General features: G+C 61.9%; 6 protein-coding genes, 3 pseudogenes and 2 riboswitches. Of the genes and pseudogenes, 3 read left to right on the top strand and 6 right to left on the bottom strand.

Annotation, left to right across the window (positions count from 1 at the left end; genetic code table 11):
• Nucleotides 1–82 precede the first annotated feature (82 nt).
• Together V476_RS00045 and V476_RS00040 are read right to left on the bottom strand one after the other, a co-directional pair.
• Nucleotides 83–634 carry a sigma factor-like helix-turn-helix DNA-binding protein gene (locus V476_RS00045; RefSeq protein WP_024959900.1) on the bottom strand — a complete coding sequence of 184 codons (552 nt, stop codon included), beginning with the start codon at nucleotides 632–634 and terminating at the stop codon, nucleotides 83–85.
• A 495-nt stretch (nucleotides 635–1,129) separates the two neighbouring features.
• Entirely contained in the window at nucleotides 1,130–1,597 is a 468-nt protein-coding gene (locus tag V476_RS00040; RefSeq protein ID WP_002553253.1) for an Lrp/AsnC family transcriptional regulator, read from the bottom strand.
• A gap of 173 nt (nucleotides 1,598–1,770) precedes the next feature.
• Here V476_RS00040 and V476_RS00035 point away from each other — a divergent pair.
• Nucleotides 1,771–5,249: pseudogene (locus V476_RS00035) on the top strand (indolepyruvate ferredoxin oxidoreductase family protein).
• Between the two features lie 159 nt (nucleotides 5,250–5,408).
• On the opposite strand, the pseudogene V476_RS00030 reads toward V476_RS00035, so the two are convergent.
• From V476_RS00030 to V476_RS00015, 4 genes and pseudogenes are all read right to left on the bottom strand, one after another.
• A pseudogene (locus tag V476_RS00030) lies at nucleotides 5,409–6,098 on the bottom strand (cobalt-precorrin-4/precorrin-4 C(11)-methyltransferase).
• Nucleotides 6,099–6,130: 32 nt separating this feature from the next.
• Nucleotides 6,131–6,580, bottom strand: coding sequence for a cobalamin biosynthesis protein (locus tag V476_RS00025; protein WP_024959902.1), 450 nt, complete (start codon nucleotides 6,578–6,580; stop codon nucleotides 6,131–6,133).
• Entirely contained in the window at nucleotides 6,558–7,280 is a 723-nt protein-coding gene (locus V476_RS00020; protein ID WP_024959903.1) for a CbtA family protein, read from the bottom strand. Before V476_RS00020 ends, V476_RS00025 begins: the two co-directional genes overlap by 23 nt.
• 10 nt (nucleotides 7,281–7,290) lie before the next feature.
• On the bottom strand, nucleotides 7,291–7,473 hold the full coding sequence (locus tag V476_RS00015; protein ID WP_003342053.1) for a CbtB domain-containing protein: 183 nt from the start codon (nucleotides 7,471–7,473) through the stop codon (nucleotides 7,291–7,293).
• Between the two features lie 99 nt (nucleotides 7,474–7,572).
• Nucleotides 7,573–7,787, bottom strand: a riboswitch (cobalamin riboswitch).
• A 215-nt stretch (nucleotides 7,788–8,002) separates the two neighbouring features.
• Nucleotides 8,003–8,226: riboswitch (cobalamin riboswitch) on the top strand.
• A gap of 119 nt (nucleotides 8,227–8,345) precedes the next feature.
• On the opposite strand from V476_RS00015, the gene cobW reads away from it, so the two are divergent.
• Together cobW and cobN are read left to right on the top strand one after the other, a co-directional pair.
• A complete protein-coding gene (gene cobW, locus V476_RS00010; RefSeq protein ID WP_004417420.1) occupies nucleotides 8,346–9,410 on the top strand; it encodes a cobalamin biosynthesis protein CobW in 1,065 nt (354 codons plus the stop codon).
• A gap of 3 nt (nucleotides 9,411–9,413) precedes the next feature.
• A pseudogene (cobN, locus tag V476_RS00005) lies at nucleotides 9,414–12,763 on the top strand (cobaltochelatase subunit CobN); the annotation flags it as partial.

The following is a 12,763-nucleotide window of genomic DNA, read 5'->3' as shown; positions in this document are numbered from 1 at the left end:
AGATGCCTTTTCAAGCGGCTACTGTACACCGATCAACATCGCGCCCTGCGACGTAAACTTCACTGCAACGGTCATCTGCGCGTCAGGACATAGCCTCGGCGGTGACCATCAGGCTGCAGATGAAGGCGGTCAGCAGGCACCAGACCAGATACACGCGGCGCTTGCGTCGATGCCAGCCGGATGCGCCGAGCAACGAGGCGGGTGCCTGCAACTGACGCCACAAACGCTCGCTGTTCTGGAAGGCCGAAAGGTGCGCGGCATCGGCGTCCAGCCAGTGGCGAAATTCGATGCGTTCGCTGGCGGTTGCCGCAGGGCTCTGCAAGTGCACATACCAGCGGCTGGCGCGATCCTGAAGGGTGGCCTGAATGGCAGCGCTGGTGGTGTCTGCCGCGCCTGGCACATAGGCCTTGCCCAGCGCGCGAAGCATCGCGCGCTCTACCCGCGCGATGTCGACGTTCATGAAGGCTGCAATGTCGGCATAGGCCATGCCGTCGAGTCGGCTGAGCAGGAATATCTGCCGGGTCCGGCGCGAGAGCTTGCCCAGTCGGTGGCCGAGTTCGATCGCCTGCAGCGTGGGTTGCGGCTCGGGCAGGCGGGCGGGGAGGTGCAGTAGAGACGAGAGCTGATTACTCATGATGTATCGCTCGCTGATCGTCCATGGGAGTCTTCCTTGCGGTGTCGGGTAGCGTCCGTGACAAGCGTAGACTAGTGAATACGAGAATCATTCTCAAGTGAAAAGTCCCAGCATTTACGTTTTATCTGCCGCATCCAGGCGTTTTTGCCCTAAAAGCATGGCCTTGATCGAGGCGCTTTTGCTATGATCCGCGTCATTGCAACACACCGCGCAACACCCAGACTTCATTAGCCTGAAGCAGCGAAACCATAAAGAAAGAACCAAAAAAAAGACCCGGCAAAAAGCCGGGTCAAAAACCGTGATTAGCCTGATGAGGAGATAATCAGGAAGCCGACCTAAGACTTCCGGGTTATCCAGCGAGTCTCGCGACCCGCTGATGCAATAATAATCATTATCATTTGCAAGTCAAATGTTTTTATTGCCCTCATTGATACCGATAATCCGCCAGCGCCCGCTCGGCGGATTTTCTTTTCTCGATTTTCCCCGATTCTATTCCTAGTCCAGCGGCAGCTCCGTGGTGCGCTTCACCGTGCTCATGGCGATGTTCGAATGGGCCTCGTGGACGTGGGGCAATTGCAGCAAATGATCGCGCAGAAAGCGTTCGTAGCTGGCGATGTCCTGAGCCACCACCTTGAGCATGAAATCCATCCCGCCGGCCATGGTGTAGCACTCCAGCACCTCCGGGTGGCCGATGATTGCCTCCTCGAACTCGGCCAGATAGCGGCGGCCATGGCCTGACAGCTTGACCTCGACGAACACGGTCATACTCAGTCCCAGCTTCTGGGTACTGAGCAGGGCGACCGTGCGCTCGATCACCCCGTCTTCCTGAAGCCGGTGAATGCGCCTCCAGCACGGCGATTGCGACAGCTCGACCCGTTCGGCGATTTCCGCGGCCGACAGGCTGGCGTCATGTTGCAGCAGACGAAGAATCTTGCGATCGATGGGGCTCAATTTTGGCTGCATGAATTGACCTTGTTTTTTGTTCTGGCCGAAAAAAGCATGCTGAATATCAGCAGATTTGCGCGCATTTAGAAAGAAAAAGCCTCTTTGCTGCTGGCAGTCTAGTTGCAAGGCTGCCGGGCAGGACCGTCCCGGCTTACAAGACCTGACCCTATAAGAACAAGAGAGGTATTCGCATGTCCCTGGCTGATATTCGTCTGGATGATAAATACCGGCTTGCCACCGGCAATCTGTACCTGACCGGCACACAGGCCCTGACCCGCCTGCCGATGCTGCAAAAGCAGCGCGATGAGGCACAGGGCCTGAACACTGCCGGGTTTATCTCTGGCTACCGCGGTTCGCCGCTGGGTAATCTGGACAAAAGCCTTTGGGACGCCAAGGACTACCTGCAACAAAACGCCATCCATTTTCAGCCGGGCATCAACGAAGAACTGGCCGCCACGGCGGTCTGGGGCAGTCAACAGGTCAACCTGTTCCCGCATGGCAAGTACGATGGGGTGTTCGCCCTCTGGTACGGCAAGGGGCCGGGTGTGGACCGCTGCGGTGATGTCTTCAAGCACGGCAACTCGGCCGGTGTTGCGGCCAACGGCGGTGTGCTGATCCTGGCGGGCGACGACCACGGCTGCAAATCATCGACCATCGCTCACCAGAGTGAGCATGCGTTCATCGCATCGATGATCCCCGTGCTCAACCCCAGTAATGTTCAGGAGATTCTCGACTACGGCATCATTGGCTGGGAGCTGTCGCGCTACAGCGGTTGCTGGGTGGCGATGAAGACCATTGCCGAGAACGTCGACTCTTCTGCGGTGGTCGAGGTCGATCCTTTGCGGATCAAAACCCGTATCCCTGACGACTTCGATATACCCGAAGGCGGTTTGCATATCCGCTGGCCGGACCCGCCGTTGGCCCAGGAGGCGCGACTCAACACCTACAAGATCTACGCGGCCAGGCCTTCGCCCGTGCCAACCAGCTCAACAAGGTGGTGATCGATTCTGCGCAACCGCGGCTGGGCATCATCACCACCGGCAAGTCCTACCTGGACGTGCGTCAGGCCCTCGAAGAGCTGGGTATTGATCAGGAGCTGTGCGAGAAGGTCGGGATTCGCGTGCTCAAGGTCGGCATGAGTTGGCCGCTGGAGCCGGTGTCGGTGCACGACTTTGCCGAAGGGCTGGACGAGATTCTGGTGGTCGAGGAAAAACGCAGTGTCATTGAAGACCAGTTGACCGGTCAGCTTTACAACTGGCCTGTTGAGCGCCGGCAGTGGTGGTCGGCGAGTTCGATGAGCAGGGCCGCTCACTGCTGCCGAACCTCAGCGAGCTGACCCCGGCAATGATTGCCAGGGTGATCGCCAAACGCCTTGCGCCGTTCTACAGCAGCCCGCAGATCGAAGCGCGCCTGCAGTTTCTCAGCGACAAGGAGCAAGCGCTGCAGGCGCCGCTGTTCACCACCCAGCGCACCCCGCATTTCTGCTCCGGCTGCCCGCATAACACTTCGACAAAGGTGCCGGAGGGCAGTCGCGCCTGGCCGGGATCGGCTGCCATTACATGACCATCTGGATGGACCGCGAAACCGATACCTTCACCCAGATGGGCGGCGAGGGCGTGACCTGGATCGGTCAGGCACCGTTCACCGAAACCCGCACGTTTTCCAGAACCTGGGCGACGGCACCTATTTTCACTCGGGGCACCTGGCGCTGCGTGCGGCAGTGGCGTCCAAGGTCAACATTACTTACAAGATTCTCTACAACGATGCGGTGGCCATGACGGGTGGCCAGCCGATCGACGGCGTGCTGCGCGTCGATCAACTGAGTCGTCAGGTATTCAACGAAGGCGTGCACCGCATCGCGCTGGTTTCCGACGAGCCGGACAAGTACCCGAATCGTGAAGACTTCGCACCGATTACCACCTTTCATCATCGGCGCGATCTGGACAGCGTGCAGCGCGAGTTACGCGAGTTCAAAGGCGTGTCGGTCATCATCTACGACCAGACCTGCGCCACTGAAAAGCGCCGCCGTCGCAAGCGCGGCACCATGCCTGACCTGGAAAAGCGCGCGTTGATCAACCCGGCGGTGTGCGAGGGTTGCGGCGATTGCGGGGTCAAATCCGGGTGCCTGTCTGTACTGCCCAAGGAAACGGCGCAGGGGCGCAAGCGCGAAATCGATCAAAGCGCGTGCAACAAGGATTTCAGCTGCGTCGAGGGTTTCTGCCCGAGCTTCGTCACCGTGCATGGCGGCAAACTGCGCAAGCCTGCGTTGCCCAAGCAGGTCGAAGCATTCGCGCGTCTGCCGGAACCGGCACTGCCGTCGCTCGACAGGCCGTTCAATATTCTCCTGCCGGGTGTCGGCGGCACTGGGGTGACCACCGTCGGCGCGATGCTGGGCTATGCCGCGAATCTGGAGGGCAAGGGCTGCAGCGTGCTCGATCAGGCCGGTCTGGCACAGAAATTCGGTCCGGTGGTCAGCCATATCCGCATTGCCGCGCGCCAGGAGGATCTGTTTGCCGTGCGTATCGCCGCCGGTGAAGCGCACCTGCTGCTCGGCTGTGACTTGCTGGTGGCTGCCGGCCCGGACGCGATCGCCAAGCTCGATAGCAAGATTTCCCATGCGGTGGTCAACAGCCAGCAAACACCGACCGCCGAGTTCACGCGCAATCCGGATGCCGTGTTTCCGGCCGAAGCCATGAAGCAGACCATCATTGAGGCGGTCGGCGCGGCGAAGACCCACTTTGTCGAAGCCACATCACTGGCTACTCGACTGATGGGCGACAGCATCGCCAGCAACCTGTTCATGCTCGGCTATGCGTTTCAGCTGGGCCTGATTCCATTGACCTCGGCGGCCATCGAGAAGGCCATCGAACTCAACGGCGTAGCGGTCAATCTGAATCAGCAGGCGTTTCTCTGGGGGCGTCGTACTGCGCATGATCCTGCCGCTGTGGAGGCCTTCGTCAACCCGCAAAACAAGGTCAGCGAGCCGCAGCCAATGATCTTGATCAACGCATCCAGAGCAATGTCGATACCTTCGAAGCAGTATCAGAGCGCCGCCTACGCCAAGCGCTATCTGGCATTGGTGCAACGCGTACGCGACAGCGAATCGCGCGCGTTCCCTGGCCAGCAGCCGACGCTGACCGAGGCCGTGGCATTCAATTACTTCAAATTGCTGGCCTATAAAGACGAATACGAAGTGGCCGCGGCTGTACAGCAACGGCGAGTTTACCCGCCAGTTGCAAGCGCAGTTCGAGGGTGACTATCGACTGGAGTTTCACTTGGCACCGTCGTGGCTGGCCAAGCGCGATCCGCACAATGGCCTGCCGCGCAAACGTAGTTTTGGCCCGTGGATGCTGCGCGCGTTCGACGTGCTGGCGACGTTCAAATTCCTCCGTGGCACGGCGCTCGATCCGTTCGGTCGCAGTCTCGAACGTCAGCAGGAGAGGGCGCTGATTGACGCTATGTCAGCGATATCGAACTGATCCTGCAACACCTTCAGGCGCAGAATCGCCACACCGCCTTGAGTCTGGCACGCCTGCCGGAACGCATTCGCGGCTATGGCTACATCAAGGAAAGCGCCATGAAAGCGGCTGCCGTGCAGGCCGATATTCTGCGCAAGAGCCTGGAAAGCGGCGAAGTGGCCGCGCCGAAGCTGTATGAGGCGGCTGCCTGAGGAGGGCAATACCGATCAGCGTGCCAGCCCAGCGTTGGCACGCTTTTCATCACGCCATGCGTCGCCGCTCATTACTGCGATCACCATGGCGGTACTGACTACACCGGCCTGAACAGGTGGCTATGCCCGGCGCGGTAAAGCGAGGACTCGCTGAAGGTGTCATCGGCAAGTACACGTCCGACCAGAATCAGCGCCGTACGGCGAAAGCCCTTGGCCTGTACCTTTTCCTGAATATCTGCCAGCGTGCCAAACGGCCCAGTCCTGATCCGGCCAGCTGGCGCGATGCACCACGGCAATCGGGCAGTCGGCACCGTAATGTGGCATGAGCTCCTCGACGATCCGCTGCAGGTTGTTCACCCCCAGTGAATCGCCATGGTTGCCCGATGGCTGGCCAGACTGGCCAGTTCCCTCGGCCGCTGGCATTGAGGTCTTGTCGGCATAGCGGGTCAGAATCACGCTCTGCGAAACGTCCGGCAGGGTCAGCTCGACGCCCAGCAACGCGGCGCAGGCAGCGGTCGCGGTCACCCCCGGAATGATTTCGAACGGAATGCCCAATTCGCGCAGATGGCGGATCTGCTCGCCGATAGCGCCATACAGGCTCGGGTCTCCGGAATGCACAGCGCGCCACATCCTGGCCCTGTGCGTGCGCGCGCGTGATCAGCTCGATGATCTGCTCCAGATGCAGTTCGGCGCTGTTGGTCACCTGCACGGCCTGATGACCTTCCAGCACGGCGAGGGCACCAGCGAGCCTGCGTAGATAATGACCGGGCAGCTGCGAATCAGGCGTTGGCCCTTGACGGTGATCAGCTCCGGATCGCCAGGGCCTGCGCCGATAAAATAGACAGTCAATGAATTCTCCGGGGTGAGTGAGCGCGGGGAGATTATCCGCTGTGCGCAGGGCTGATTGCCAAGGCAAATGTGGCCTGCGCGCTTTTCTGCCGTTCGATCAGCAGGGTGGCCGTACCGTCGCCCAGTTGCGCCGCCAGTGCCAGGGCCGAGCCCTCGGCGACGCCATGACAGCCCGTGTTCTGGAACACCTGCGCAGAACGGTGCGTGAGGTGCTGTTCCCACGCCACCAGTTGCGCGGCGTTGAAGCACACCAGTGGCACAGCCAGTTGCCCGGCCAGCTCAAGCAGGCCGGGCTCGGTTTCTTTCAGGTCGATGGACGCCAGCGCGGTCACCCGGCCAATGTCCAGCTCAAGTGCCTGCAGGCTCTGCTCGAGCAGATCGCGCAACAGCGCAGCCGAGCAGCCGCGCCGACAGCCCAGCCCGGCAACCAGAGGTGCGCCGGGTTGAAGGGTCGCTGGATCAGGCCTGATGCAGGTCGACATTGGCGGTGTGCACGTCGTTTCTGCGGAACAGCCAGGCACTGATCAACCCCAGCGCGACCCAGAACAGCGCGTTGGTCAGCAGCGAGGCAATCATGAACTGCGATTCCAGAGCTTCGGGAGCCAGGCTTTCATGGACCAGCGGCTGTGGCGCGCCAAGCACATGCGGGACCAGCAGAATCGCCACACCCAGCGCTTTGAGCAGCCAGTTCTGACCGAACACCAGCAAGGCCAGCCCGGCGGCAGTCGACGCGGCAGCGCCGAGCCACCACAGTTGCCGCTGACTCAGCTCGGCGGCGGCTGTGCCTGGCAGTTCGGGTGGCAGCCCAAGGGTCGGGGCCAGCACGAACACGGCAAAACCGGCCAGCCCCCACCATGCGCCTTGCACGGTGCGCCCCGGCGCCCGCAGGGTGTAAAGCCCGGCAAGCATCAGGGCGAAGCCCACCGCGACCACCAGGTTACCGCCAGTGGTGGACAGCACACGCTGCCAGCCGTTTTCGGGCTCCCAGGCCGCTTCGTCATGGGCATGGCTGTGTTCGGCCATCGCGCCCTCCGCGTGCTGATGCAGTTGCTCGGCAGGTGCGTTTTCGTAGGTCTCGGCCTGCTGGATCAGCGGCACCACCCACAGGCTTTGCAGCAGCGTCAGCAACAGGGCGGCGAGCAGGCCGGTGAAACCTGCGGTGTAGGCGATTCGCTTGAACATTGTGAGGCCCTCAATGGCAAGGAAAGGCAGCGCTGTGACGGGTATCGTGTGCCGCGTTGTGCACGGCCGCGATGTGCGAGAAACCGGCGAAATACACCAGGCAGGCGCCGAGAAGCGCAGCGCTGATGGCGGCTGTCAGGCGTTGAGTGCGTGTGGAGCTGGGCGCGGCGGCGTGGCTGCTGATGGTCGACATGGCGTTCCCTCTTGTTGGTAATCGGCAAGTGGGCCACGCGCAAAAGAACCTGCCGGCAGACGCCGGAGGTTTCAACTGCGCCCGCCCACCGCGGGTTTGTCATTGCAAGCATATCGGGCCGGTCTCCGGGCTCGCGAGGGACCAGGACGTCAGTGCGTCAAAGCCTGCAAGGTCACCTTCCCATGCCAGCGGCACAGTGGATCAGACCTACTCTCGCTTACCGTTGCGGGGGCAGCACCGGACTTGCTCGACAACGCGAGCGCACCGGTTTCCCGTTTCACCCCGTGAGGGGCACCCGAAACAAGGCGCACAGGAGACCATGGGCGGCGGGGCAGCGTCAATCTGAACGATTGACCTGTCTGCAGTCACTGCGTAGCCTTGCCGGTTCCAAGCTGTGTAAAAACTACTGCGCTTGGCAATACTGCGTTAAAAACAGGCGAAAAATGCTCATTTAGAACACCTAGAGTCGGTCGCGACCCCGGCCGTTTTCGCCTGTTTTTGCCTTGTCTTGCCTTCGCTCGTGACGTTTTTACACACCCTGGTTCGAGGTTCTCCCCGGGTAAAACATCACCCAGTGGAGCTAAGACGGGAATGCGGTACATGCCGCAGCTGCCCCCGCAACTGTAAACGGTCATGTTCATTGCACAGCCACTGCTGCGGCGGGAAGGCGCGATGAATGCGTGTCGGCACATTATTCATTGTCTGCCGCACGCCGCCGTGAGCCAGGAGACCTGCCTCGAACGGGCCACACGTGCTGCGGTCCTGGAGAATTCTCACTACAACCGGGCGGGGTGATCCGGTGGCGATCCGATCTGCGTGTCCTGCATGCGGCTCTCGTCCTGTTTGCCCGCCGCATTGCCAAAGGGCACCTGATGAAAACACTGGCCAAGCTTCCCGTCACCATCGTCACCGGCTTCCTCGGCTCGGGCAAGACCACCCTGTTGCGGCACATGCTCGACAACGCCGAAGGGCGGCGCATTGCGGTCATCGTCAATGAGTTCGGCGAGCTAGGCATCGACGGAGAAATCCTCAAGCAGTGCACGATCGGCTGCACCGAAGAAGAAGCCAACGGCCGAGTGTACGAACTGGCCAATGGCTGCCTGTGCTGCACCGTGCAGGAAGAGTTCTTCCCGGTCATGCGCGAACTGGTCGCGCGCCGTGGTGACCTCGACCATATCCTGATCGAAACCTCGGGTCTGGCGCTGCCCAAGCCGCTGGTCCAGGCTTTTCAATGGCCGGAAATCCGCAACGCCTGCACGGTCGATGCGGTGATCACGGTGGTCGACAGCCCGGCGGTACTGGCCGGTACTTTCGCTGCCTTCCCGGATCAAGTCGATGCGCAGCGCAAACTCGATCCCAACCTGGATCATGAGTCGCCCCTGCACGAACTGTTTGCCGATCAGCTGGCCAGCGCCGATCTGGTGATCCTCAACAAGGCCGACATGATCGACGCCGAAGGTCTGGCGACAGTGCGTGCCGAAGTTGCCGAGGAGCTGCCGCCTGCGGTCAAGGTGATCGAAGCCAGCAGTGGTCGCCTGCCGATCAGCGTGCTGCTGGGTGTCGGTGCCGAGTCCGAACTGCATATCGATGCTCGCAAGACCCACCATGATCACCACGACGATGACGATCATGATGACCACGATCACGACGCGTTCGATTCGATTTCCCTGAAGCTGCCGCAAGCCGATGAGAAAGTCCTGCTCGATGCACTGAATCAACTGGTGGTGCAGCACGGCATTCTGCGTGTGAAGGGCTTCGCGGCCATTCCCGGCAAGCCGATGCGCCTGCTGATTCAAGGTGTCGGGACTCGTTTCGACAAGCACTTCGACCGCGCCTGGCGTGCCGATGAAGAGCGTGCCACGCACCTGGTGCTGATTGGTCAGGAGCTGGATGCCGCAGCCCTGCAAGCGCAACTCAATGCTGCGATTGTCGGCTGACCCATGCATTTACTGAGAACCCAGCCCGGCGGTTTCGTACCTGACGACAATATTGCCGATCTGGGCCAGACCCCGGCCGAGCTGGTGATTCTCTGCAGCGGCGACTCCAGCCTGGCGCTGCTGGCCGAAGCCGCCCGGCAGCTCCCCGACGACTACCCCAGCCTGCGTCTGGCCAACCCGATGCAGGTCCAGAATCACGCCTCTGTCGACCTGTACGTCGATGAAGTGCTGCGTCACGCAAAGGTCATTCTGATTTCTCTGCACGGCGGTATTGGCTACTGGCGCTACGGCGTCGAGCGGCTGATGGAGCTCGCGGCACGCGGCGTTCAGGTCATTCTGGTGCCCGGTGATGACCGTCCTGATCCGGAACTGAGTGATCTGAGCACCGTGCCTGCCGTGGAACGCGACCGACTCTGGCAGTTTCTGCGTCAGGGTGGCCTGCAGAACGCGCTGCAGTTGTACAACTGCATGGCCAGTCGCTGGCTGGACCGCGATTATTCCTGGGTCGAGCCCGCGCCGTTGCCGCGCACAGCCATCTACCATCCTCGCCTGGCAAGCGCGCAGCTTGCCGATTGGCAGGCAGACTGGCTTGCCGAGCAGCCAGTGGTGGCGCTGCTGTTCTATCGCTCGCACCTGCAGGCCGCCAATACCGGTTTCATCGACGAGTTCTGTGTGCGCTTGCAGGCGCAAGGCATCAACCCGCTGCCCATTGCTGTGGCCAGCCTCAAGGAACCCGGCTGTTTCACTCAGGTGGAGGACTGGCTGGATGAGGCTGAAACCGAGCTGATCCTCAATACCACCGGTTTTGCTCAGTCGAGTCCGGAAGCGCCGCATCTGCGTCCGTTCCGGCGCAACGTACCGGTCATTCAGGCCATCTGCGCGCAGGACAACGAGCCTGCCTGGCAGGCCAGCGAACAGGGCCTTGGCGCTCGTGATCTGGCGATGCACATTGCCTTGCCGGAGCTGGATGGACGCATTATCAGCCGGCCGATCAGCTTCAAGGACCTGGCCTGGCGCAGTGAGCGCAGCCAGTCGGACGTGGTCTGCTACCGTGCCCAGCCGGACCGGATGGATTTCGTCGCGGAACTGGCGCGGCGCTGGATCGAACTTGCGCGCCTGCCCAATGGCGAAAAGCGCGTGGCGCTGATTCTCGCCAACTACCCGACTCGCGACGGAAGGATCGGCAATGGTGTGGGGCTCGATACCCCTGCTGCGGCGCTGAATATTCTGCGCGCCATGCAGGCCGAGGGCTATCCGCTGGCACCGTTGCCGGACACTGGCACCGAACTGATCCAGCAACTGCTGGGCGGCGTGACCAATGATCTGGACAGTATCGACCAGCGCCCGTGTCACCAGAGCATGGCGCTGGAGGAATACCTGGCGGCGTTCAACGAACTGCCGCAGGAAAATCGCGATGCGGTGAATGCCCGTTGGGGCACGCCGGACACCGACCCGATGTTTCGCAGCGGCCGGATGATGATCGCCGGACTGCGCTTTGGCCTCACGTTCATCGGCATTCAACCGGCACGGGGTTATCAGGTCGACCCGAGCGCGGTGTATCACGACCCGGATCTGGTTCCACCCCATGGCTACCTGGCGTTCTACTTCTGGCTGCGCAAGGCCTACGGCGCGCATGCGGTGGTGCATGTCGGCAAGCACGGCAACCTCGAGTGGCTGCCGGGCAAGGGCGTGGGGTTGTCGCGAACCTGCTGGCCGGACGCGGTGCTGGGCGCTATGCCGAACATCTATCCGTTCATCGTCAACGACCCGGGCGAGGGCGCACAGGCCAAACGGCGCACTCAGGCGGTCATCATCGATCACTTGATGCCGCCGCTGACCCGCGCGGAGACCTACGGCCCGTTGCGTAATCTGGAACTGCTCGCCGACGAATTCTATGAAGCGCAAATGCTCGATCCGCGCCGCGCGCGCGAGCTGCAGCGTGACATTCTCGAACTGGTCCGTGAAACCCATATCGACCGCGAACTGGCGCTGGGCGAGAACCTCGACAGCGATGCCGACGCGGCGCTCTGGCTGCCACGTCTGGACACTTACCTGTGTGATCTGAAGGAATCGCAGATTCGCGATGGCCTGCATATTTTCGGTCAGTCGCCACAAGGCCGTCTGCGCATCGACACTTTGCTGGCGCTGCTGCGTATTCCGCGTGGTGACGGGCGTGGCGCGCAGTCCAGCCTGTTGCGCGCGTTGAGCAAGGCGTTCGAGCTGGACTTCGACCCGCTGAACTGCGAGCTGGCCGAACCCTGGATCGGCCCGCGCCCCGCTGCGTTGCAGGCCTTGAGCAGCGACCCTTGGCGCAGTGCGGGCGACGCGCGCGAGCGGCTGGAGCTTTACGCCGCCATCCTTATCGAACGCGTCACGCAGGGCGAAGCGTTGACCGACTTGCCGGCGCACGATGATCTGGCCCAGATTCTCGACAGCCTGCGTGACGTCGTCGCGCCGCGTCTGGATGCCTGCGGCCCCGGCGAAATGCAGGGCATGCTTGACGCGCTGAGTGGTCATTTCGTGCCGGCAGGCCCCAGCGGCGCGCCGAGCCGGGGACGCCTGGATGTGCTGCCCACTGGCCGCAACTTTTTTACCGTGGATGTGCGCAACCTGCCGACCACCACGGCCTGGCGAATCGGCTTCCAGTCCGCCAACCTGTTGCTGGAACGACACCTGCAGGACCATGGCGATCACCTGCGCCAGTTGGGCCTGTCGGTGTGGGGCACGGCGACCATGCGTACCGGCGGTGACGACATCGCCCAGGCCATGGCGCTGATGGGCGTGCGTCCGGTATGGGCGACGGGCAGTCAGCGGGTCGATGACTTCGAGATTCTGCCGATCAGCCTGCTCGACCGCCCACGAGTGGACGTGACACTGCGGGTCTCCGGTTTCTTCCGCGACGCTTTCGCCAACCTTATCAAGCTGTTCGACGCTGCGGTGCAGGCCGTCGCGGCGCTTGACGAGCCCGACGACATGAACCCGCTGGCGGCCAGGGTCCGTGAAGAACGGCAAGGCTTCATCGCAGAAGGCCTGAATGAAGAGGAGGCGGCGCGTCAGGCTGGTTGGCGGATATTTGGTGCCAAACCCGGTGCCTACGGCGCTGGCGTGCAGGGCGCTATCGATGGCCGTCTGTGGCAGAGCCGCGACGACCTTGCCGAGGTTTACCTCAATTGGGGTGGTTACGCCTATGGCGCTGCCGATGAAGGTACGCCCCGCGCGCCAGCGCTTTGCCCAGCGGCTTTCTCAGGTGCAGGCGGTGCTGCAGAATCAGGACAATCGCGAGCACGACCTGCTCGACTCAAATGACTACTACCAGTTTCAGGGCGGCATGCTCGCCGCTTCTGAAACCCTCA

Origin of the sequence: Pseudomonas syringae KCTC 12500, assembly GCF_000507185.2 — a bacterium.
In the GTDB taxonomy this organism is placed as follows: domain Bacteria; phylum Pseudomonadota; class Gammaproteobacteria; order Pseudomonadales; family Pseudomonadaceae; genus Aquipseudomonas; species Aquipseudomonas syringae.
The sequence above is the reverse complement of the archived record's forward strand: the minus strand, read 5'-3'. Positions and strand labels throughout refer to the sequence as shown.